This is a genomic window from Vibrio iocasae (genome assembly GCF_042245395.1).
GTDB lineage: Bacteria > Pseudomonadota > Gammaproteobacteria > Enterobacterales > Vibrionaceae > Vibrio > Vibrio iocasae.
Genome location: NZ_CP145311.1, coordinates 566,129 through 590,057 on the forward strand (window position 1 = coordinate 566,129; position 23,929 = coordinate 590,057).

19 protein-coding genes are annotated in these 23,929 nt (G+C 43.9%); 10 read left to right on the forward strand and 9 right to left on the reverse strand.

What is annotated here, in order from left to right:
- Positions 1-4: 4 nt before the first annotated feature.
- A complete protein-coding gene (gene rdgC / locus SNR28_RS12250) occupies positions 5-913 on the reverse strand; it encodes a recombination-associated protein RdgC (protein WP_375752749.1) in 909 nt (302 codons plus the stop codon).
- Positions 914-1,152: 239 nt separating this feature from the next.
- Between rdgC and phoB the strand changes: the two genes are divergently transcribed.
- The 3 genes from phoB (at position 1,153) to SNR28_RS12265 (ending at position 4,150) form a co-directional block, all read left to right on the forward strand.
- Positions 1,153-1,842: a phosphate regulon transcriptional regulator PhoB gene (gene phoB / locus SNR28_RS12255; RefSeq protein ID WP_375752751.1), complete on the forward strand. Its 690-nt coding sequence runs from the start codon at positions 1,153-1,155 to the stop codon at positions 1,840-1,842.
- A gap of 23 nt (positions 1,843-1,865) precedes the next feature.
- Complete coding sequence (gene phoR / locus SNR28_RS12260; protein WP_375752752.1) at positions 1,866-3,164, forward strand: phosphate regulon sensor histidine kinase PhoR; 1,299 nt, start codon at positions 1,866-1,868, stop codon at positions 3,162-3,164.
- Positions 3,165-3,229: 65 nt separating this feature from the next.
- Complete coding sequence (locus tag SNR28_RS12265; protein WP_375754073.1) at positions 3,230-4,150, forward strand: PstS family phosphate ABC transporter substrate-binding protein; 921 nt, start codon at positions 3,230-3,232, stop codon at positions 4,148-4,150.
- Positions 4,151-4,189: 39 nt separating this feature from the next.
- Here the strand turns inward: SNR28_RS12265 and ppx are convergent, their stop codons facing one another.
- Positions 4,190-5,701 carry an exopolyphosphatase gene (ppx, locus tag SNR28_RS12270; RefSeq protein ID WP_375752753.1) on the reverse strand — a complete coding sequence of 504 codons (1,512 nt, stop codon included), beginning with the start codon at positions 5,699-5,701 and terminating at the stop codon, positions 4,190-4,192.
- Entirely contained in the window at positions 5,694-7,796 is a 2,103-nt protein-coding gene (gene ppk1 / locus SNR28_RS12275; protein ID WP_375752754.1) for a polyphosphate kinase 1, read from the reverse strand. Before ppk1 ends, ppx begins: the two co-directional genes overlap by 8 nt.
- A 347-nt stretch (positions 7,797-8,143) precedes the next feature.
- Here ppk1 and SNR28_RS12280 point away from each other — a divergent pair, with 347 nt between their 5' ends.
- Genes SNR28_RS12280 through phoU form a run of 4 tightly spaced genes read left to right on the forward strand, consistent with a single transcriptional unit; the run spans position 8,144 to position 13,613 of the window.
- Complete coding sequence (locus tag SNR28_RS12280; RefSeq protein WP_375752756.1) at positions 8,144-10,369, forward strand: ABC transporter permease subunit; 2,226 nt, start codon at positions 8,144-8,146, stop codon at positions 10,367-10,369.
- A gap of 41 nt (positions 10,370-10,410) precedes the next feature.
- The gene (pstA, locus tag SNR28_RS12285) at positions 10,411-12,060 is read left to right on the forward strand and encodes a phosphate ABC transporter permease PstA (protein ID WP_375752757.1); all 1,650 of its coding nucleotides are present in this window, start codon (positions 10,411-10,413) and stop codon (positions 12,058-12,060) included.
- 2 nt (positions 12,061-12,062) lie between these two features.
- Positions 12,063-12,884, forward strand: a complete 822-nt coding sequence (gene pstB, locus SNR28_RS12290) for a phosphate ABC transporter ATP-binding protein PstB (RefSeq protein WP_375752758.1) — start codon at positions 12,063-12,065, stop codon at positions 12,882-12,884.
- A 30-nt stretch (positions 12,885-12,914) separates the two neighbouring features.
- Positions 12,915-13,613 carry a phosphate signaling complex protein PhoU gene (gene phoU / locus SNR28_RS12295; protein ID WP_375752760.1) on the forward strand — a complete coding sequence of 233 codons (699 nt, stop codon included), beginning with the start codon at positions 12,915-12,917 and terminating at the stop codon, positions 13,611-13,613.
- A 13-nt stretch (positions 13,614-13,626) separates the two neighbouring features.
- On the opposite strand, the gene SNR28_RS12300 is transcribed toward phoU, so the two are convergent.
- The 4 genes from SNR28_RS12300 to SNR28_RS12315 form a co-directional block, all read right to left on the reverse strand.
- Positions 13,627-14,571 carry a LysR family transcriptional regulator gene (locus tag SNR28_RS12300; RefSeq protein WP_375752761.1) on the reverse strand — a complete coding sequence of 315 codons (945 nt, stop codon included), beginning with the start codon at positions 14,569-14,571 and terminating at the stop codon, positions 13,627-13,629.
- Positions 14,572-15,348: a polyphosphate kinase 2 gene (gene ppk2, locus SNR28_RS12305; protein WP_375752763.1), complete on the reverse strand. Its 777-nt coding sequence runs from the start codon at positions 15,346-15,348 to the stop codon at positions 14,572-14,574.
- 57 nt (positions 15,349-15,405) lie between these two features.
- A complete protein-coding gene (locus SNR28_RS12310) occupies positions 15,406-16,149 on the reverse strand; it encodes a copper homeostasis protein CutC (RefSeq protein ID WP_375752764.1) in 744 nt (247 codons plus the stop codon).
- Positions 16,150-16,380: 231 nt separating this feature from the next.
- Positions 16,381-16,989 (reverse strand): peroxiredoxin C, encoded by a 609-nt coding sequence (locus SNR28_RS12315; RefSeq protein WP_375752766.1) that lies wholly within the window; start codon positions 16,987-16,989, stop codon positions 16,381-16,383.
- A 210-nt stretch (positions 16,990-17,199) separates the two neighbouring features.
- On the opposite strand from SNR28_RS12315, the gene SNR28_RS12320 reads away from it, so the two are divergent.
- Positions 17,200-18,105, forward strand: a complete 906-nt coding sequence (locus tag SNR28_RS12320; RefSeq protein ID WP_375752767.1) for a hydrogen peroxide-inducible genes activator — start codon at positions 17,200-17,202, stop codon at positions 18,103-18,105.
- A 135-nt stretch (positions 18,106-18,240) separates the two neighbouring features.
- On the opposite strand, the gene SNR28_RS12325 is transcribed toward SNR28_RS12320, so the two are convergent.
- Together SNR28_RS12325 and SNR28_RS12330 are read right to left on the reverse strand one after the other, a co-directional pair.
- Positions 18,241-20,406: a malate synthase G gene (locus SNR28_RS12325; protein WP_375752768.1), complete on the reverse strand. Its 2,166-nt coding sequence runs from the start codon at positions 20,404-20,406 to the stop codon at positions 18,241-18,243.
- A 120-nt stretch (positions 20,407-20,526) separates the two neighbouring features.
- Positions 20,527-21,483, reverse strand: coding sequence for a LysR family transcriptional regulator (locus tag SNR28_RS12330; protein ID WP_375752769.1), 957 nt, complete (start codon positions 21,481-21,483; stop codon positions 20,527-20,529).
- A 133-nt stretch (positions 21,484-21,616) separates the two neighbouring features.
- On the opposite strand from SNR28_RS12330, the gene SNR28_RS12335 reads away from it, so the two are divergent.
- Positions 21,617-23,215, forward strand: coding sequence for an isocitrate lyase (locus tag SNR28_RS12335; RefSeq protein ID WP_375752770.1), 1,599 nt, complete (start codon positions 21,617-21,619; stop codon positions 23,213-23,215).
- Positions 23,216-23,303: 88 nt separating this feature from the next.
- Complete coding sequence (locus SNR28_RS12340) at positions 23,304-23,879, forward strand: hypothetical protein (protein WP_375754074.1); 576 nt, start codon at positions 23,304-23,306, stop codon at positions 23,877-23,879.
- The last annotated feature ends 50 nt before the right edge of the window (positions 23,880-23,929 follow it).

Here is a 23,929-nt window from a genome sequence, read left to right on the forward strand (position 1 = left end):
GAGATTACGCTTCTGGTAGTCCACCAAGAGCTTCATATAGCCCTGGCAGGAAAGCACCGAATTCAGAACTCATCAGAGAGAAATCTGCGTCAAAGCGAGCAGCCTGATCTTCTCTTGGGATGTCTTCATTCTGATCTTTGATATCGTCGCTGAATTTAAGGCGTTTGATGCTGCCGTCGTCAGCGAGCAGGAACTCAATGCGCTCTTGCCAGTTCAGCGCCAGTTTCGTTACTACTTTGTCTGACTCAAGGTGGTTCAGGATCTCTTCTGCACTCAGTTCTTGTTTCTTACAGCGAATAATACCGCCATCTTCCTGAACAGAGCGTAGTTCAGCTTCATCAAGAACTTCCAGTCCCTGAGGTGCGTTGCCACTCTTAACCCAGTCGGTCATTGAGTCTTCAACGGCTCTTTCCGGGAATGCCAGAACAACAGGCAGACTGCCCATTGTTTTACGTAGAAGGGCAAGAACATCTTCCGCTTTTTTATGGCTGCTTGCATCAACCAGAATAAAGCCTTCTTTTGGCAGGATAAGAACGAAAGTGTTCTGACTTTTACTAAAAGCGCGAGGAAGAAGATCGACAATGATGTCTTCTTTGATGTTGTCTTTCTCTTTCTTATTCAGAGGACGGCCTTCTTGCTGTTCCATCATCTCAACTTTTTCATTCATCGAGTCTTTGATAACAGATGCCGGAAGCATTTTCTCTTCTTTCTTTGCGCAGATAAGAATGCGGTTTTCGGAAACATGCGTCATCATATCTCCATGCTTACCCATAACATTCGTCCAGCCGAATTTACTCTTATCCTGACTGCCGCAAGGTGTAAAGCGGAACTCCTCAAGCTGTTTTTCGAGTTTATCTGCGTTAAATTCGATCTCGCGATTGAAGCGATATACCAGACAGTTTTTAAACCACATAATTTTTCTCATGTATCCAAATCAGGATCGCAATGATAGTGGAAATCGACGGTTTTGTTGAGGAGTTTGTTTCGTACTTTGTACCTTCTGACAAGAAGTTATGCATTAGAGCAAAATTAAAAAATAACAATGAATTGAATACGACAGTTATATGAAAAATAGTTTGCAAAGGTCACAAAAGTGTCATACTAAGTAAAGATAATGCGTAGCGTTGATAGAAACTTAAAGGTTGTTCAATTATGTCTAGAAGGATTCTGGTGGTTGAAGACGAAGCTCCTATTCGTGAGATGTTGTGCTTTGTTCTTGAACAGAAGGGGTATCAAGCAGTTGAAGCAGAAGATTACGATACTGCAATAAACAAACTGTGCGAACCATACCCAGACCTCATTCTTTTGGATTGGATGCTACCAGGTGGTTCTGGTATCAATCTGATCAAACACCTCAAGCGAGACGAGCTTACCCGTAACATTCCAATTGTTATGCTGACTGCTCGTGGCGAAGAAGAGGATAAAGTTCGTGGCCTTGAAGCCGGAGCGGATGACTACATTACTAAGCCGTTTTCACCTAAAGAGCTGGTGGCACGTCTGAAAGCGGTAATTCGACGCGTCACTCCTACAGCACTAGAAGATATTATTGATGTTCAGGGCTTAAGGCTTGATCCTGTCTCTCACCGGGTAACAGTGAATGACGATGCGATTGATATGGGACCAACCGAGTTCAAAATGCTGCACTTTTTCATGACCCATCAAGAGCGTGTATATAGCCGTGAGCAGTTACTAAATAATGTTTGGGGCACAAACGTTTATGTTGAAGATCGTACAGTAGATGTACATATTCGTCGTCTACGCAAAGCTTTGGAATCCGATGGTCACGATAAGCTTATTCAGACTGTACGAGGTGCAGGCTACCGTTTCTCAACCAAGGCGTAAGGATTCCGGATTCGGAGATTTAAATGGTTGAAAGGTTAACCTGGAAAAAGCTAGCCTGGTCGCTAGTTTTTTTTTACACCCCCTGGGTCATCATTGGATGGCTCTTCGGTTACATGCCGTGGCTTTTACTCGCTGCTACGGTAATTCAATTGCTGTGGCATCTCCATAATCAGGTACGTTTGTCTACCTGGTTATGGGATGAAAAGCGTTTATCTCCTCCTTCTGGAAGCGGTCACTGGGAAAGCCTGTTTAACGGTATTTACCGACTGCAACAAAGACAGCGAAACCGAAGAAAAGAGTTGGCGAATCTGATTCGCCGATTCCGTATTGGTGCTGAAGCACTGCCCGATGCGGTCGTAGTATTTCGCTCTGAGGGGAATATCGTTTGGTGCAATAAGTTAGCACAGCATCTACTGGGTTTTCGCTGGCCCGACGATTCCGGACAACCTATCTCTAATCTTATCCGTACTCCTGATTTTATTAAGTACCTGAACAAGAATGACTTCTCTGATCCTTTAGAGATGCGTTCTCCTCTTAATATTGAACGTATGCTTGAACTGCGTATCGTTCCTTATACCGAGGGGGAGTATTTGATGGTTGTACGTGATGTCACTCAGTTGAAGCAGTTAGAAGGCATGCGCAGCAACTTCTTTGCTAACGTCTCCCATGAACTTCGTACACCGATGACCGTTCTTCGTGGCTACCTGGAAATGACCGAAGATCCGGATATGGTGGTGGGTCCTATGTGGACCAAAGCGCACGGTGTGATGACTGAGCAGTTGGATAGAATGAATAGCCTGGTGAGCCAGTTACTGACTCTGTCAAAAATTGAAGCGGCTCCGATGCATGAACTGGATCAGGTGGTCAATGTTCCCCGGATGCTTGAAGTTCTTGAGAAAGAAGCAGTCACACTAAGCGGAAGTGAAGGGCACGTTTTTGATTTTGATATTGATGAAAAGCTTAAGGTGCTTGGCGATGAAGATCAGCTCCGAAGTGCGATATCAAATCTTGTTTACAATGCAGTGAAATACACACCTGCTGGCGCCGAAATTCATGTTCGTTGGTATGAAACGAAGAAAGGTGCTCATCTGGATGTTGAAGATAGCGGTGAAGGTATTGAACCTCAGCATCTGCATCGTCTTACGGAGCGCTTTTATCGGGTAGATAAAGCTCGATCAAGGGATACCGGAGGAAGCGGACTAGGGCTCGCGATTGTAAAGCATGCACTTAACCATCATGATTCAATGCTGGAAATCAGTAGTGAAGTGGGAGTTGGTAGCCAGTTTGCATTTATTTTGCCTAGTAAGTTAATCGTGAAGTAACAAGCCCTAACATCTGACAGGAGTTATCTTTGCATAAGTACATCAGGAAAACGGTTTTATCTGCGATGTTAATATCGGTGTCTGCTAGCGCGTGGGCAGAACCCCTACCTGATTACAATAAAGTTCAGGGGCTTTCCGGCAATTTGATCTCTATAGGCTCAGATACCTTAGCAAGCATGATGTCTCGCTGGAGCGAAGAGTTTCAAAACATCTACCCCAATGTGAATATTCAGGTTCAGGCTTCTGGTTCTTCAACCGCAACACCTGCGTTGACGGAAGGAACAGCACAGCTTGGGCCTATGAGTCGCCAAATGCGGCTTAAAGAGATCGAAGCCTTTGAAAATGAACACGGTTATAAACCTACAGAGTTGAGAATTGCGGTAGATGCTATTGGTATCTTTGTGCATGAAGACAACCCTCTCAAAGGCTTGAACTTCCAACAAGTCGACAGCATTTTTTCTTCCACAATGCTTTGTGGTGGTCATTTCCCTATTGAGAGATGGGAACAGCTGGGGATTCAAGCTGACTGGGCGAAACGACGCTTTCAGCTTTTCGGGCGAAACTCTGTATCCGGAACGTATGGGTATTTTAAGCAAAACGTATTGTGCGGAGGCGACTTTAAGAAGTATGTGAATGAGCAACCAGGTTCTGCTTCGGTTGTTCAGTCTGTCGCATCTTCTATCAACACTATTGGCTATTCCGGTGTTGGGTATCGTGTCGCGGGAGCTCGTTTACTTCCTATTGCCAAGCAAGGTGAAGATTACGTTTCTCCAACGGAAGAAAATATTCTCAATAGTAAGTACCCACTATCCCGTTACCTATACATATATGTTAATAAACATCCAGGTAAGCGTATGCCAGCGGTCGAAAAAGAGTTTATAAGATTTATTTACTCGAAGCAGGGGCAGGAGATGGTAAAAAGTGAAGGCTATGCACCTCTGTCAGAAACGTTTGCCGATAGCGAGTTACAAAAAATCGGCCTGTAGCTGGGCCGATTTTTATGTTTATTCATAGAGATTTAGTGGCTAACTCAATACCAGTTTCCAGTCGGCTTTCTGCCAGTACTCCTGTTCAGTTACTAAATCGGCATGTAGCAGTTTATTATTTCCCAGCCACTCGCTTTCTTCGCACTCCAGCATCCACTCGTTGTCATCTGTCACTCTTATCTTGATTGCAGGAAGCTTTTCTTCATTTCGTTGCCCATTAAGCAGAACAGCCAGACGAAGAATTCGGATCAGAGTCAAAATGTGTTTTTTCTTGAACAAGTTAAACTCAGGCATCTCTTGTAGTTTAAGAGATTTTCGATGAAATCTCGCCAAGGTTGCCAGCAGCAACTGCTGCTCCTGATTGAAACCAGGCATGTTGGTGTGTTTAAGAATGTAAGATGAGTGACGATGAAACCCCTGATAGCTGATGCTAAGACCAACTTCATGCAACATAGCGCTCCAGCCAAGCAATGACGCTTGTTCACCATGCTTAAGGATGCCTTCTTTCCCAACCACTTGCTTTAGGAACTTATTTGCCTGTTTTCGGATTTTATCAGCGTGGTTTAGATCGACCAGATGCTTGCGAGCCAGATTTTCGGTAGTACGCATACGAATATCTGAGCGTTCAAAGCGCTCCTCCATTTCGTATAACAAACCTTCCCGTAGTGCGCCATCTGAAAAGTGAAGCTCTTTAATCTTAAGTCGATTGATGATGGCATCTAAAATAGCGACACCTGCTGCGAAAACAGGTTTGCGTTCATCGTTCAGTCCCTGAAGTTTGATCTCTTCGATAGAGCTAAACTCGCATAGAGCATCAATTAGCTTAGCCATGCGTTTAGATGTGATTACACCATCTTCATAACCAATACCGATTAGAACTTCTTTGATCGCCTTAATCGTGCCCGAAGACCCCAGAGCAGCATCCCATCCTTTTTTCTTATATTGCTCAATTAACGACTCAAACTGTTGTTGAGCGGCAATACCGGCTTTGGAAAAGTTCTTCTTTGACAGCTTTCCATTCGCAAAGAACTGATTGGTGAAGCTCACGCACCCCATCAAAGTACTGTTTACTAACTCAGGCTCGAAATCATTACCGATGATCATCTCGGTACTACCACCACCAATATCAATCACGAGCTTGGTCTTTGATTCTGGTTGGGTGTGGGCAACACCAGCATAAATCAGACGTGCTTCTTCAACACCGGAAATGATTTCTATTGGAAACGGGAGGACTTCTTTGGCTCTTCGCATAAAGAAACTTGCGTTGCGAGCCTGGCGAAGTGTGTGGGTTGCGGCAATACGAACGTTGCCAATGTCAAAACCCTGAAGCCTTTCGGCAAACATGGCCAGACAATCCACACCTCTTTGTATGGCTTCTTCTGAAAGAAGTTTGTCTTTGCCTAGCCCTGAAGCGAGCCGGACACGTTGTTTGTGCCGGCTTACTATTTGTAGGTCTTCTCCGACAATCTTCGCCACAACCATGTGGAAACTGTTGGACCCAAGGTCAATGGCGGCAATGTCACGAGATTGCAGACCCAGTTTTTCATTCATTCTTTGCTTCTAACCGTTTTTCGTTTTCTTTTCGGCTCTGTTTTTCCACTTGTTTTATATAGTCATAAATAGCGATTTGAGAGCGTATTTTCTTACGGTTACCTCTTGGCACATAATTGTTGCTCATCTCGCCATCTATCCAACGAGCTTTTACAGTATCCGTAAAGTGAATCGCGATTATATCCATAATTCGCTTCTTAAGTCTCTCGTCCTTTATTGGAACTGCAACTTCGATTCGATGATCAATGTTACGGGTCATCCAGTCAGCAGAAGAGATATACACCTGCGGATCGCCTGCATTCTCTGTGATAATGACACGAGGGTGTTCCAGGAAGCGGTCAACAATACTTATGATCTTGATGTTATCACTGATACCTTTTACTCCCGGTACCAGAGAGCACATACCACGAATGATCATTCTGATCTTCACACCAGCAGTACTTGCACCGTATAGCTTGTTGATCAGCCCTTTATCCACCAGATTATTGACTTTCAGTGTGATGCTTGCCGATTTCCCTTCTTTTGCATTCGCAATTTCATTATCGATTAAGCGATATAGCTGTTTACGCGAGTTTCGTGGGGAGACGATAAGGTGGTCAAACCGTACAGGACGATATGGATTCTCAATGTATCCAAACACATTACGTACTTCGTCGGTGATCTCTCTATTTGCTGTTAGCAGCGAGAAGTCAGTATAAATTCTGGCAGTTCTTTCGTGGAAGTTACCAGTACCAACGTGAGCATATCTCACAATGTCATCACCTTCACGACGCGAGATAAGTAACAGTTTAGAGTGGATCTTCAAACCAGGTGCACCGAAGTGAACATGCACCCCTGCATCTGTCAGTACTTTAGACCATTCAATATTGGCTTCTTCATCGAAACGGGCCTGAAGCTCAACAATAACGGTCACCTCTTTACCTGTGTGAACCGCATCAATAAGAGAGTTCATCAGCTTAGAGTTTTTCGCAACACGGTAGATGTTGATCTTGATACTTCGGACTTTCGGGTCGAACGATGCCTGGCGTACCAACTCAGTAATATGTTCAAAGGTATGATAAGGATAGTAGAGCAGGATATCCTTCTCTCTAATTGCATCAAAGCTGTTGTTGTAGTTATCGAAGTCCGCGCTTGGTAGTGGCGGTAGTGGTTTGTTTTCCAGGTATTCACGTCCAACATTCGGGAAGCCCAGGAAATCTTTAAAGTTATGATAACGGCCGCCTGGAAGCAGACTGTCGTAGTTGGAGATTTTCAGTTTATCGCACAGCACATTGATCATGTTCTTAGGCATGCCGTTCTCATACACAAATCGAACAGGCATTGCAGTCAGACGCTGTGCTACACCTTCTGACATCTGCTCCAGTAGACTGTGTTCAACCTCGTAACCTAAGTCATACTCCGCATCTCGTGTCATTTTGAACGAGTAGCAGCTTAGCTCATCGTATTCGAAGAAGCCGCGGAAGATATCATCCAGACAGTACCGAATGATGTTATCCAGAAGGATAATGGTTTTTTTGCGCTTTCCTTTTTCTTCCGGAACCATAATGAACCGAGGCATATGCTCGGTAGGAATCTCAAGTAGTGCGTATTGGGTATCTGTATCGTCTTTCTTAATTTCAACACTCAGATAAGCATACTCATCTTTAAGAAACTGGAGTACATCGATATCTTCAGTCATCAAAAGTGGCGTGATATGTGGAAGAACTTCTTTACGGAAGTATTTTTTTACCCACTTCTGTTGATGCTCATTGAGCTGAGTTTCGTTGACAAGAAAGATTCGTCTTCTTGCCATTTCCATCAAAAGTTCGTTGTACAGGTCGTTGAATCTTTCATCCAGCTCGGCTGCTTTCTTCTGCATTTTCGCCAGTAGTTCTTTGGCGTTATCTTTTCGACCGCTTTCCTGACTAATAAGGATTCTGCGTTTTACATCGGCAAAACGAACCTTATAAAACTCATCAAGGTTATTTGAAAAGATACCCAGGAAGCGAACTCTTTCGATTAGGGGGACATTTTTGTCTGCAGCTTCTTGCAACACTCGCTCATTAAATGAAAGCCAGCTTAGTTCTTTTTCAATATATAGCGATTCAGCGCTCATGATACCTTCCGATTTATGTCAACTAGCGTTGGGATATAGGCAATATCCCTAAAATCTAAATAGAGGGGTAGAGGATGAAGGGTAGACTGTTTTTATTACATAAGTGTGTCGCCCCTATAGAAATCTTAGCGTAAATTTCAGTTAGTTACAGACTTTTTGACGCACTATTTTTGAGATGAGAGTCGACTTTGTAATATAACTGTCACCGAATCGAAATATTATTGGTGAGATTTAAACTATCAGATTTCGCAATGTCTATGAGACTCGATATCCAATCGGGTCTCATGCGGGACTTTAAGGTAGAATTAATACAGCCATCTTCTTATAGAACAGGTAATTATCACGCTATGCCGCAGGCCGAATTTTCACTAAAAGAGAGAGACCGCACCCGATATGTTAAAGATCGGTTAGCTCGATTGATGGTCACTTCTGGTGGTGTTGGTGTGTTATTGGCGTTAGTACTCATGTTTATCTACCTGTTTACCGTTGTAACTCCCATATTTTCCAGCGCAGAGATCAAACTCATTGAGCAGGGAAAGCTTGATTCTGAGCATGCCATTATCGCTTCCGGTGTCGGTTATTATGGTGAAAATGCGTATTTGTTTGACGACTCAGGACAATTGACCTACCTAAGCCTTAAAGCGGAACGCAACCAACCCAAACTTAATGAAATTCTATCGACGCAGATTATCGAAGAGCCCACGGTGATTGCGACCTCAACTGACGGGAAAGCCTGGTATGGATACGGTAACAGTCAGGGTCAAGTTGTCGTTGTTCGACCTGAATTTAACGTTTCTTTTTCGGATAACAGAAGAATCCTGACTCCAGATCTAGATGCTTTTCTCGATGGTGAGTTGATTGTTATCGATGATAGTCGAGTATCTGTGAGTCAGTTAGCCCTAGCTGTAACAGATAGAGAAGCGATATTTGTTGCTATCAATGACCAAGGAAAGACAGTAGCAAAAAAGGTTCAGGCAGAGCTAAGTAGCAAAGGCGAAGTCGTTGCTCAGACTTTAACGATTCCTCAATTACCCTCAACGGTATCTAAACTTATTTTGGCCCCGGATGGTTCTCAGCTTTTCGCATTGTCTGGAGATGAGTTAATAGTATTAACGCAGGGTAGAAGAGGCTTTCAGGTAAGAGAAGTCCTCGATGTTACTTTAGGTGGGACTCTCCGAGGAGCTGCGAATATTCAGCTCTTGGCGGGAGCACAATCAGTATTGGTTACCCATAAAGAAGGTATTATTTCCCAATGGTTTGATGTTCTTAGTGAAGGAATGAGAACACTTACTCATATTCGGGATATAGAAGCGGAAACCGATCTCGCTGTGCTGGTCCCCAATGCCTATAAGAAAGGTTTTTTTGCTTTCCATCAATCAGGTATTTTGCAGTCCCATTATACGACGGGCGAAAACCTTGTTTATTCTGAGAAACTGTTTGAGTCAGCACCAAACGTTGCTTCGGTTTCTGGCAATGAAAATTATTTGCTTACTATCGAAAAGGATACGTTGAGCGTGTTTAAAGTTGATAACGCTCACCCTGAGATCTCGTTTAACTCATTGTGGAACAAGATTTGGTATGAAGGATATCCTGAACCTCAGTTTGTCTGGCAATCAACGGCATCAACAGATAGTTATGAGACCAAGTTTAGCCTGATACCATTAACATTTGGAACACTTAAGGCTGCTCTGTTTTGTATGTTATTTGCCGTTCCTATCGCGGTATTTGGTGCAATCTATACAGCGTACTTTATGACGCCTGCGATGCGTAAAGTCGTGAAACCAACGATCGAGCTTATGGAAGCATTGCCAACCGTAATCATCGGCTTTCTTGCTGGGATGTGGCTGGCTCCAATTGTTGAATCAAACCTTCCTGCAATTGCTTTAATCATTGTTGCTCTTCCACTATCAACGATTTTAATTGGCTCTCTCTGGGCTCTGATTCCAAAGAAGGTTTCTGAAAAGCAGACTAAAGGTTGGCACGCTTTATTGCTCATTCCTGTAATCTTGGTTATTACATCGTTGTCATTTTCATACAGTGCGGATATTGAGAGGCTGTACTTCTCTGGTGACATTCGTGTTTATCTGGCGGATATGGGCATCGACTTTGACCAAAGGAACGCGTTAGTTATTGGTATAGCGATGGGCTTTGCTGTTATTCCAAGCATATTCACCATTGCAGAGGACGCCATATTTTCTGTTCCTAAGCACTTGTCTGATGGTGCGTTGGCGTTAGGTGCAACCCCGTGGCAGTCGTTGACAAAGGTTGTTTTGCTCACAGCAAGTCCCGGTATTTTTTCTGCCGTTATGGTTGGTTTAGGACGAGCAGTTGGTGAGACTATGATTGTTTTAATGGCTACAGGTAACACACCAATACTGGATTGGAATATGCTGGAAGGCATGAGAACACTTTCTGCCACTATTGCGGTGGAGATGCCAGAGTCTGATGTGGGGTCGTCTCACTATAGGTTACTGTTCTTGTGTGCTTTGATATTGTTTATGTTCACCTTTGCTGTGAACTCACTGGCAGAGATGATTCGTTTCCGCCTTAGAAAAAAATACAGTTCAATGTAGTTATTCAGAAAGTTACGGTTTGATAGTTAAAGGTAGTTAGTTTGTTAGTTCAATGGTTTAAAGCAGGAAGACCCTGGGTCTGGTTATCGGGAGGAGCCGTCAGCATTAGTCTGGTATCGGTTCTTGGCCTGCTATTACTCATTGGATGGAAAGGGTTGACGTATTTCTGGCCTGCAAACGTGTACCAATGGGTTGATGTAGACGGGAATCGAATTGTTGGACAAATCTACCAACGAGATAAGGTTCCCATAGATCATGTCGTCAATGCGAAAGATCGTTTGCCAGCCGAGGTGTATGAGAGTGGTACTGCAGAAAGGCTGAATATTAAAGTGGGTAACCGGGAGCTATATCCACTCGATTTTATTAATGTATTCAGCAGTGATTTAGTTCAGGAAGAGACTCCAGAAAGCATTCTGGTGCTCGAAAGAACTCGTAATGGCGACTTTATTGGGAGGCCGATTGCGTATATCTCTGAGGGCGTGCGTTTTAATGAAAACATAGAGCAACGACTAGAAGAAGGCATTGAGTTTGCCAACCAGTTACGAGCTGAGATCGAGCAGGTTAAGTCAACAGAGGTACAGAATCAAAGCTGGATGTTAAGCCAGTTAAGGCTAAAGCGGAAAAAAGCGGAGCTTAACGGGCAACTTACGGATGATTATCTGAATGACTATAACCAGAAGAAAAATGAGATAGTTGAGAACTTATCTGAAGCCGAACACAGACTAGAGTTACTTAAAGACAGACTTGCTCAGGAGATTCTGGTTGTAGAAGAAATGAGTGGAAATCTCATTGAGCTTCCTATGGGAACGGTGCTTTCTGGTTGGTACCCCAATAAGATGGGAGGGTTTGAAAAGCTAGGACATTGGTTTGCTCAAGTTAAAAGCTTTTTAGTAGAAAACCCTAGAGAGGCAAACTCCGAAGGCGGTATCTTCCCAGCGATTTTTGGTACGGTTTTTCTTGTACTACTGATGTCTGTGATTGTCATGCCATTGGGTGTTATCGCGGCAATATACCTTCATGAATATGCAAGAGAAAGTGCGTTAACTCGCCTGATAAGAATTGCGGTCATAAATCTTGCCGGAGTACCTTCGATTGTTTATGGGGTGTTTGGATTAGGCTTTTTTGTTTATACCATCGGCAGCTCACTAGATAAGTTTTTATATGCAGATAAACTGCCAGAACCTACATTTGGTACTCCGGGGATTCTCTGGTCAGCACTGACGTTAGCTCTGTTAACTTTACCAGTAGTGATTGTTGCGACCGAAGAGGGCTTGAGTCGAATTCCGAACTCAGTCCGGCATGGTGCCTTAGCTCTGGGGGCAACTCAGTTCGAAACAATTTGGCGAATCGTATTACCGATGGCCAGCCCTGCAATCATTACCGGGTTGATACTGGCGATAGCCAGAGCAGCGGGAGAGGTTGCTCCATTAATGCTGGTAGGTGTTGTTAAACTGGCTCCAGCTTTACCTGTGGATGGTAATTTCCCATATGTTCATTTGGAACGTAAGTTTATGCATCTTGGCTATCACATATACGATGTTGGATTTCAGTCACCTAATATAGAAGCTGCTCGGCCTTTAGTGTATGCCACATCGTTTTTACTTGTTACAGTAATCGTTGGATTAAACCTTACGGCTATCAATATCAGAAATAACCTTCGGGAAAAATACCGTACTTTGGGGCAAAATTAAGCATGTTTTCGGTCAATACTGCACTGGGTTATAAACCACCATTAGATGTAAATAATCTTTCAGATGAGGACTCTGCGATTACGATCGAAGGTCTGAATCTGTTTTATAAAAATGGTGGTCAGGCACTTAAAGATATCTCGATGCGAATCCCCAAAGGGAAAGTGACTGCGTTCATTGGTCCATCGGGTTGTGGTAAGTCTACATTGCTGCGTTGTATGAATCGTATGAATGACCTGGTTGACGGCTGCAAAATAGACGGCAGAGTTTTGCTCCATGGCAAAAACGTTTATGACCCGCAAGTTGATGTTGCCACGCTGCGTAGACGTGTAGGAATGGTATTCCAGCGTCCGAACCCATTTCCTAAATCGATTTACGAAAATGTTGTGTTTGGACTCAGATTACAAGGCGTTAAAAATGCCAGAGCACTGGATGATGCCGCTGAGCGTTCACTTAAAGCTGCTGCACTTTGGGACGAAGTAAAAAACAGGCTTCATGAAAATGCGTTTGGGTTGTCTGGTGGACAACAACAGCGTTTGGTAATTGCCAGAGCAATTGCCATTGAGCCTGAAGTTTTATTGTTGGATGAGCCAACATCAGCATTGGATCCTATATCGACGTTGACGATTGAAGAGCTGGTATACGAACTGAAGACCAAGTACACGGTTGTGATAGTGACTCATAATATGCAGCAGGCAGCGCGAGTGAGTGATCACACAGCTTTTATTCACTTGGGGCAATTAGTTGAATATAGTGATACAGATTCCATATTTACTTCTCCAAAGCAAAAACGTACGGAAGACTATATAACCGGGCGTTATGGTTAAGGATTATTCTCATTAGCAGTAGGAGATAGCATGCATTTTGGCCGTCATATATCGGGGCAGTTTAACGTAGAACTGGAGTCGATCAGAACCCATGTGCTCACAATGGGGGGGCTGGTGGAGCAACAACTGTCATTTGCGATGCAGGCTCTGAACAAAGATGATATTGAGCTAGCGAAAAAAGTTGTACGAGACGACCACAAGGTGAATGCTATGGAAGTCTCGATTGATGAAGCTTGTACCCGAATCATCGCTAAAAGACAGCCGACTGCAATTGATCTTCGACTTATTATGGCAATCATAAAAACCATTACCGATCTCGAGCGTATTGGTGATGTTGCCACTCGTATTGCTTATGTTGCGATAGAAACGCCCTCATCTAAAGAACAGAAGTTTCATGTTTCACTAGAACCTCTCTGTCGACAAGCAATTGATATGCTTCACCAGGTTTTAGATGCGTTTGCCAGAATGGATGTCGATGCAGCAGCAGAAGTCTATAAGCTGGATAACCAACTGGATTCCGAGTATGAAGCCGTGATTCGACAGCTAATGACCTACATGATGGAAGATCCGAAAAATATTCCAAGCATTTTGCAGGTAATGTGGTCAGCAAGGGCGATAGAAAGGGTGGGTGATAGATGCCAAAACATCTGTGAATACATTATCTACTTCGTGAAAGGGAAGGATATCCGTCATCTCGATGAGGGTGATATCGATGAGTATATTAAGTAATTAATCTTGCTTATTAAAAGTTTGAAAGGAACTCTTGCTCTTGCTTATCGAGAAGCGTTTGAATGAGTGAGTTAAGCCACTTGGTCAGTGGATCATTGGTATTCTTTTGGTGGTAATGGCTTTTAAGAGGGTGGTAAACATCAATCCCCGTCAAGTCTACCTTTATTGCTCTTAGCTTAGGATGGTCCATAAATGGAAATATTGATGTTGTAGGAAGATACATATCTGTTTCCTGGATCACGTCAACTAAGGCCATTAGATACTCTGAGCGAAATCCTAGCTTAGGCTTATAGCCCAATGATTGAAGTACTTCTTCAGCGATAACGGTATAGCTATTCCATCCGGGAACGATCAGTGAGGCAAGCTCGTAGTCAGCAAACACATCTGGGCGAGTTACTCGCTCTTTGATTGGGTGCCCTTGTCTTACTGCAACATAAGAGTTCATTCCAATGAGAGTTTCAGTTCTGACCATTTTCGATGTGCTCGGTCTTTCGTGGTTAACTCCTATTAAAATTTCACCTTTCTCAATATCGGATAGTGTTGATGCGCTCCAGGAATGTATTTGAAGATCGGCTTTAGGTGCCAGTCTTTTAATTTCCTTTACAATTTTGCCTGATATTGCGCAGAGTACTGTTGAGTTTAGAGCTATCTTTATTGTCTTATCTATCGACATAAGATCTAGCTCCCGACCGAAGTTAAGCGTGTTGGAAAGCTCATTCATAATGGGAGCTAAGCGAGTGGCTAGCTCCTCTGCATATGCTGTCGCTGTTAACCCTTTGGGTGACTTAATAAATAGATCATCAGAGAAATGAACTCTCAGTTTCTGAAGGGACTGACTAATGGCGGGCTGAGAGACATAAAGCCTCTCAGACGCCTTGCGCATATTGAGTTCCTGAGACAGAACGATAAAGGTTCGTAGTAGATTTAAGTCCAGATTCTGATAGAGATCTTTTGCCATTTAAAACTTCTCAGGTACGTGTTGTTGTTCTTCAATCGGGGCTCGAATATACCCCTCTTTGCTAATTTCCGGTAGTTCGATTTCAGGGTGTTTAACTTCCTGATATTCAATGGAAGAGAGCAGATGACTAATGCAGTTCAGGCGTGCTCTTTTTTTATCATCAGAAGGAACAACCCACCAGGGGCACTGCTTAGTGTCAGTGTATTTAAACATCTGATCTTTTGCTTCGGAATATTCTTTCCAGCGGCTACGGGATTGCAGGTCCATCGGACTAAACTTCCAGCGTTTAACAGGGGTATTAATTCTTTCCAGAAAGCGTTTCTCTTGCTCTTCATCTGATACTGAGAACCAGTATTTAAGCAGGATTATGCCTGATCGAATGAGCATTCTTTCAAATTCAGGACAGGATCTTAAAAACTCCTCATACTCATCATCACTGCAAAATCCCATGACTTTTTCAACACCCGCACGGTTGTACCAACTACGGTCAAAAAGTACCATTTCTCCGGCGGAAGGCAGGTGTGCGACATAGCGCTGGAAGTACCATTGAGTTTTTTCTCTTTCGGTAGGTGCGGGAAGCGCAGTAACGCGACAAACTCGTGGGTTAAGCTTTTCAGTAATGCGTTTGATAACGCCACCTTTACCGGCAGCGTCACGTCCTTCAAACAAAACAACGACTTTAAGGCCTTCTTGCTTTACCCATTCCTGAAGTTTTACCAGTTCGATCTGTAGCTTCGCGAGCTCTTTTTCATACTCTTCTTTTTTCAGCTTTCCCATAATCAACCTACTTCCGCTTATTTACGTATATAAAATTATAGGACAGCTGTTGAAAAACTAATCTAATGATTTCAGTGAATTGAGGACCTGAGCGATTTTTTCGCTGCTTGTTACCGGAATTAAGTGGTCATTCACATCTGAGCTGCCCATACGAGCAGTGGCGGAATGATTCATATAACTGTCTCTTTGATATTTACCGGAGAGATGCACTTCTTTGATCCCGGTAACTGAAATTATTTCAGCAGCATTATCTGCGGTTACTCCTGCACCAGCCATAATGGAAAGCTGGTTACCGGCAAGTTGAGTCATGTGGGCTATTGTTTTAGTACCTTCAAGGGCGTTGGATTTAAGTCCTGATGTCAGTACCCTTTCACAGCCTAAAGATTTAATGTCTTCGATAGCTTTTACGTAGTCTCTGCAATGATCGATAGCACGATGGAAGGTTACTCCAAGTCCAGAAGCTGCTTGCATCAACTTTTGGCAAGCTTCTATATTTACATGCCCATCAGCAGTTAGAAGGCCAAACACGACACCATCCATACCTGCTTTTTTAGCCATATGTATATCTTCCATCATGGACTCGATATCGTCACTGTCGTACAGAAAATCTCCCTGACGAGGGCGAATCATGGCGTAAACAGGAACTGTTGATATTTTAGCGGCTTGCTTCATCATGCCATAACTCGGCGTTAATCCACCTAAAGCGAGAGAAGAGCAGAGCTCGATTCTGGTTGCACCACCGTTAACAGCGTTGTGAAGAGATTCAAGGTTATCGATACAGACTTCAATTTCAAAAGACATGGAGAGAGACTCAAAACTAAAACGGATAGAGCAAGAGCCTAGCAGGAAATGATGTGTGTACCAAATAGTGAAATATGAATAAGTGTTTGGTCGGTTCAGAACTGGAAATAAAAAGCCCGAACTGCTGTCCGGGCTTTTTTCTTGGGCTGATTATTACTTTATAACTGATTGGCGTGCGTTTTTCGCTTTATATATTATCCAACCAAGTCCGTTGAGCTTAGGACTAAGTAATTACTTGTTCAGGTCGTCAGCGTGCTCTGACAGGAACGCAGCTACACCAGTTGGAGTTGCGTCCATACCTGCTTTACCTTCTTCCCACTGTGCTGGGCAAACTTCACCGTTCTTCTCGTGGAAGTTTAGTGCGTCAACCATACGTAGCATTTCGTCAATGTTACGGCCAAGAGGAAGGTCGTTAACTACCTGGTGGCGTACAAGGCCATCAGAATCAATTAGGAAAGATGCACGGAATGCAACACCAGCTTCTGGGTGCTCGATGCCGTATGCTTGGCAAACTTCGTGCTTAACGTCAGCAACTAGAGGGTATTTAACTTCACCGATACCGCCGTCTTCAACAGCAGTGTTACGCCATGCGTTGTGAGAGAACTGAGAATCGATAGAAACACCGATTACTTCAACGCCTTTTTCCTGGAAGTCAGCAAAACGCTTGTCAAAAGCGATAAGCTCAGATGGGCAAACGAAAGTAAAGTCTAGTGGGTAAAAGAATACAACCGCTTTTTTACCTTTAGTGAACTCAGCGAAGTTGAAGTTTTCAACGATTTCACCGTTACCTAGCACAGCTGCAGAAGTAAAATCTGGGGCTTGACGACCTACTAGTACCATTTTATTGCTCCTAATTTAGAAATATTTTTCAAACCTTTGGGTTTGGTTCCGTGTTTCGACAAGGAAACTATAGTACATATTTGTGTATGTAAAAAAGCGAATTAAATAGATTGATTTAATCGAAAAAATCGATAAATTTAAATGCTCAGAATATCGAGTCAATTCAAACACTATTAGTAAGTGAATTGATAATAAATATAGATGGTTACTATGAATAAATGGCCTAGTTTAAAACAGCTGCATTATTTGGTTACGTTACATGAGACGCGCCACTTTAGTGAAGCTGCTGAGCGCTGCTTTGTCAGTCAGTCCACTCTAAGTAAAGGGATTCAGAACCTTGAAGAGATGATAGGTTGTCCACTTTATGAGAAGAAGGATAAAAAAAGTCCACTGGTGTTCACTATGGCTGGCGAAAAGGTCGTTGCGCAGGGACGAGAGCTTCTGGCTAAGGGACAGGATCTGATAGAGCTCGGAAAGCTATGTCAGGGTGGAACGATGAATGGACAGCTTAAAGTTGGGTGTATCCCGACGATTGCACCATTCTTACTGTGTGAGTTAGTTCAGGAAATTAACCAACGTTTCCCTGAGTTGGATTTGCTCCTTCGTGAAGATACAACCGCTAACCTTCTTCAGGCACTTAAGCATGGTGAAATGGACGTGTTGATTTTGGCGTTGCCCGTTGATATTGGCAATATGCATAGTCAGGTTGTTGGGCAAGATCCTTTTCGTATGGTCATCAGCCGTAATCAGGCTAGCAATATTCGTGTGCCTATTAAATATGATGACTTACCTGATGAATCCGTGTTCTTGCTCGAGAATGAGCACTGCCTGACAGAACATGCAGTTTCTGCCTGTAAGCTAACAGATAAAGAGAAAATTAACCCATTTACTGCCACCAGTCTTCATACTCTGGTGCAAATGGTAGCAAATGGATTGGGGACAACCTTTATCCCTCAAATGGCTATAGAGCACGGATTACTGGAAAATCAGAATTTGGTTGTGGTTGATCCACCAGGGCAGAAAGCTTATCGAGATATTGGTTTGGTGTGGAGGCCGAGTTCTTCCCGCTACGAAACCTTTGAACAGTTGGCTGATGTGGTGTCAGAACTGCTGTAAACTTTGTGCTTGAAGTATAGGAAGCATAGAAAAGAAAGGAGGGGGCGACTTGGGCTTCCGTCTTGCCCCCTTTGAAAAAGCTTCCCCCGGGGAAGGGGAAGTGATCGTTATGATTTTTGGTTTTTAATCGTTAACTTACTGACTCTTTAGCTTCCGTCGCATCGCATGAAGCACTGGTTCGGTATAACCGCTTGGCTGAGCTTTTCCTTCAAATATCAGCTCACACGCAGCTTTAAATGCGATGCTTCTATCAAAATCAGGTGCCATATTTGTGTAGCTGGTATCTCCCGCATTTTGCGTATCTACAATTGCCGCCATACGCTTCAATGTTTCCATAACCTGCTCTTCAGAACAAATGCCATGATGTAACCAGTTAGCTATATGCTGGCTGGAGATTCGAAGTGTTGCTCTGTCTTCCATCAGGCCAGTGTTGTTGATGTCTGGTACTTTAGAGCAGCCAACACCTTGATCTACCCAGCGAACAACATAGCCTAAGATGCCCTGTGTGTTGTTATCCAACTCTTTCTGAATATCGTCACTGGTAAGCTTTTGGTCACCCAGTAGCGGAATGGTTAGAATGTCATCCACGCTTGCCTGAGCACGGTTACGCAGTTCGTCCTGGCGGTTTGGTACACTTACTTGATGGTAGTGTAGAGCATGTAACGTTGCTGCTGTTGGTGAAGGTACCCATGCTGTATTTGCTCCAGCCATAGGGTGGCCTATTTTGGCGTCCATCATCTTTGCCATATTGTCTGGTTCCGGCCACATGCCTTTACCTATTTGAGCTTTGCCCGGAAGTCCGCACGCAAGGCCGATATCAACGTTCTGATCTTCATAAGCGCCAATCCAGGTCATGGTTTTTAGCTGACCTTTCGGAGCGAATGGGCCGGCTTCCATACTGGTATGAATCTCATCACCAGTGCGGTCAAGGAATCCGGTATTGATAAAGACCACACGCTCTTTCGCTGCTCGAATACACTCTTTAAGGTTTACGGATGTACGACGCTCTTCATCCATGATCCCGACTTTAATGGTGTTCTCTTCTAGTCCCAGCGCTTGTTCAATTCTACCGAATAGTTCAGTTGTAAACTCCACCTCTTCAGGGCCGTGCATTTTAGGTTTAACGATATTGATACTGTTGGCGGTAGAGTTTTTGAATGGGCTGTTTCCTTTCAAATCATGCATAGCGATAAGTGAAGAGATCATGCCATCCATAATGCCTTCAGGGATCTCGTTGCCATCTTTATCCAGAATGGCCGGGGTTGTCATCAGGTGTCCCACGTTACGGATAAACAGCATACTGCGCCCTTTCAGGGAGACTTCGCCACCGTTGATGCTGGTATAAACTCGGTCAGAGTTCATAGCTCTTGTCATTAGTTTGCCATTCTTCTCAAATGTATCCTGAAGATCACCTTTCATCAGACCTAACCAGTTCTTGTAGGCTAAGGCTTTATCTTCACCATCAACAGCAGCTACCGAGTCTTCGCAGTCCATAATAGTGGTAAGAGCTGACTCAACAGCAATATCTTTTATACCGGCAGCATCCTGCTTGCCGATTGGTGCGTTTGGATCAATTTGGATTTCAAGGTGCAAATTGTTGTGCTTTAAAAGGATTGCACTTGGTGAAGATGCTTCCCCCTGATAACCAACAAGTTGAGAGTCGTCGACGAGTGTTACCTGCTCACCATTGTCTAATGTCGCGCTTAGTGATGAGCCAACTGAGTAACTGGTGATATCCTTGTGTGAGGCGCCATTTAATGGAGCGACGGTATCAAGCAGTTCACGTGCAAATCCTATTACCTTGTTGCCACGTACTGGGTTATAAGCACTACCTCTTTCTGCTCCGTCTTCTTCGCTGATAGCGTCTGTGCCGTATAGCGCATCATATAAGCTGCCCCAACGAGCATTGGCCGCATTCAGGGCAAAACGTGCGTTCATTATAGGAACAACTAACTGAGGTCCTGCCTGAGTCGCAATTTCAGGCTCTACGTTAGCTGTTGTGATTTGAAAATCTTCACCTTCAGCAACAAGGTAACCAATGTCTTGTAGGAACGTTTTGTATTCCTTTGGGTTCAAAGGCTGACCCGCACGTTCTCTATGCCAATGGTCTATCTGACTTTGCAGGCTTTCCCGCTTTTCCAGTAGTGTTTTGTTTTTTGGTGAAAGGTCATCCAGAATAGATTCGAATGCCTGCCAGAATTTGTCTGCCTCAACTCCCGTTCCCGGAATGATTTGTTCATTAACGAGTGAGTATAGGGTGCCATCGATTTGCAAGCTTCCCTGTTGAATTCGATTGCTCATTGAGATCTCCCTGGACGATTCTTCGATTTTGACTATGTGAAAGAGTCTAGGGAGCTGGTTAAAATTTAGCTAATTTATAGTGGTTATAATCAGTATTTATTGTGTGAATATTGGTCTTATCTAACTTACTTTCTTCACGGTATCCAGCTCGGTTGCGGTCTCTTTTATCAGCCTTCGCATCCATTGGTGACCAGGGTTACTTTGAAGCAGTGGACTCCAGGCCATTTTCACCTCAAGAGGTTCAACATTAAATGGGGTAGGGCGAACAACCAGTCTCGGATTAATAACGTGAGAAAGTGCTATTTTGCTAGGAACAGTGAGGATAAGGTTCTTTTGCTCAGCGTAGAGTACCGCTGATAAGTAGTGCCGGGTGAACACGGTGATGTTGCGTGTTTTACCAATTTTCATCAGCGCTGCATCAACCCAACCTAACTTCTGGATATCACTTGGGTTTACACCCACACCAGTTCCCATACCTGTTTTGTTAACCCATACATGTTGCGCTTGCAAATAGCTGTTGAGGTCAAAGTGGTCTGCGATAGGGTTGTCTTTGCTAAAGACACAACTGAAGGTATCGTGCCAAAGGCTGGTTTGGTGAAATGATTGAGGGATGTTATCAAAACGATTGATAATTAAGTCCACAGAGCCTTGCTCTACATCCTGATAGTTCACGTCACTGGGCGTCATGATGTCCAGCCGGACTTTTGGTGCAATATCGTTTAAGCGTTCAAGCAGAGGAAGTATCAAAGTAGACTCAGAATAGTCACTCGCCATGATACGAAAGACTCTGTCACTGTCTTCTGCATTGAATTCAGCGGTTGGCTGTACCGCTTTCTCTATATTTGACAGAACGTTTCTGATCATAGGTTGAAGTCTGGTAGCTCGCTCTGTAGGAACCATGCCTTCATTAGTTCTTACCAGTAAAGGATCTCCAAACAGTTCTCGCAATCTTCTTAAGGCGTTACTCATTGCCGGTTGGCTAACACCAAGCTGATTTGCTGATCGGGTAACGTTTCTTTCCCTCAATAAAACGTCCAGATATACCAGTAGGTTAAGATCGATTCTATTAACATTCATGAAATAAATACCGAATATAGAGACTATAAATTAACAGGATTGTCACACATAGACTTAAACTTTGTCCGTGATGTACGTTTTATAACCGACTTAAGTTGGTCACATTATTAAATCCAAGAGCGAGGGAACGGTCATGACAAGTTTAACTAACGATATCAATTCGATAACTGAAGCAAAAAACGCAGCAGGTGCACCATGGGATGCCATTAGTCCCGAGTCAGCAGCTCGTATGCGAGCACAGAACAAATTCAAAACAGGACTAGAAATTGCCCAGTATACGGCTGATATCATGCGTGCAGACATGGAAGCGTACGATAAAGATAAATCTATGTACACGCAGTCGCTGGGTTGTTGGCATGGCTTCATTGGTCAGCAAAAAATGATCTCTATTAAAAAGCATTTTGGTGGCAAGACAGATCGTCGTTACCTGTACCTTTCAGGCTGGATGGTTGCAGCACTTCGCTCTGATTTCGGTCCTCAGCCTGACCAGTCAATGCATGAGAAAACAGCAGTACCTGCGCTGATTGAAGAGCTTTATACTTTCCTTCGTCAGGCGGATGCTCGTGAGCTTGGTGGCCTATTCCGTCAGTTAGATGCAGCGCGTGAAGCTGGAGATGTAGAAGCGCAAGCAACGGTACAAGAGCAAATCGACAACCATGTTACTCACGTTGTACCAATCGTTGCAGATATTGATGCCGGTTTTGGTAACGCAGAGGCAACGTACCTTCTTGCTAAGAAGATGATTGAAGCGGGCGCTTGTGCACTTCAAATTGAAAACCAGGTGGCGGATGAGAAGCAGTGTGGCCATCAGGATGGCAAGGTTACAGTTCCTCATGCAGACTTCCATGCAAAACTACGTGCTCTTCGTTATGCCTTCCTTGAGTTGGGTATCGACAACGGCATTATCGTAGCTCGTACCGATTCACTGGGTGCTGGTTTGACGAAAGAGATTGCTGTGGTTAAAGAACCTGGCGATCAGGGTGACGTATATAACTCGTTCCTGGATGTTGAAGAAGTTGATGCATCGGCTCTGCAGCAAGGCGATGTATGCTTCCAGCGTGATGGCAAACTTGTACGTCCTAAGCGTCTTCCATCTGGTCTGTATGAGTTCCGTAAGGGGACGGGTGAAGCTCGATGTGTATTCGATTGTATCGAAGCTATCAATGCGGGAGCTGACCTGCTTTGGATTGAAACTGAAAAACCTCACGTTGGCCAGATTGGCGGCATGATGGATGAAATCAAGAAAGTTCATCCGAACGCTAAGCTGGTTTACAACAACTCTCCATCGTTTAACTGGACTCTGAACTTCCGTCAGCAGGTATTTGATGCAATGGTTGAAGCAGGTGAAGATGTATCTGGCTACAATCGCGAAAGTTTGATGAGTGCTGAGTACGATGATACAGAACTAGGCAGAAAAGCTGACGATAAGATTCGTACCTTCCAGGCGGATGCGGCTCGCGAAGCGGGTATCTTCCATCACCTGATTACGCTGCCTACATACCACACCGCAGCACTGTCTACAGACAATCTTGCTAAAGAGTACTTCGGTAAGCAGGGTATGCTTGGTTATGTTGCAAACGTGCAGCGTAAAGAGATTCGCCAGGGAATCGCATGTGTTAAACACCAAAACATGTCTGGTTCAGACATTGGTGATGATCACAAAGAGTACTTCGCTGGTGAAAACGCACTGAAAGCAGCGGGTGAGCTAAATACCTCTCACCAGTTCGACTAACAACGATAAAACGCGTTATTAAAGGCGGCCTTGAGTCGCCTTTTTAGTCAAATTATTCTGATAACATCTTATTTTTCAGCCAGTTTTTATTGGAGTTCTTATGAAGGAAACGCCTTTACACCTGCAGGATGCAAACGAATTGCTTACCTCCGATGGCTTTAAATCAAATGGGGTTTGGTATCACGGTACTTCTTCTGCACTTTTGGAGTCTATTAAAGAACAGGGTTTGAAGCGGTCTGGCGATCAGGCTTTAAATGATGCGATGAAAAGCACGATGAAGACTATTGGCAACAATTATGTCCAGTCAGCAGAGCCAGTGTTTTTAACACAGAGCAAAGAGCTCGCTTACTATTGGGCTCAGCAAACTGTACATGAGAGAAGTGTTCGGTTTGATGGGGAGGAGCTACCTGTAGTATTCGAAGTTTCTTTGCCTGATGAACTAGAAAGTGGTGTAAAGCCTGATGTTGGTGCTCGTACTCTGCTTATGATGGATATGGGTGAGAAGTATATGGCGCATTTAGCTCATATTTACGAACAATGCGGCTTCGGTGTTCCCGACATTAACCTTATGAGTGCGGACCGAATGGAGTTTCAGAACAAGCTTGGGATGGTTTACATCGATAAAGACGTAGCCGCGGAGTTTGTGAAAGAGTTGTCAGAATAGGCGCAGGCAGTAGTGAGCGGCAGTAAGCCGCTCTTTCTATAGCAGGAGAT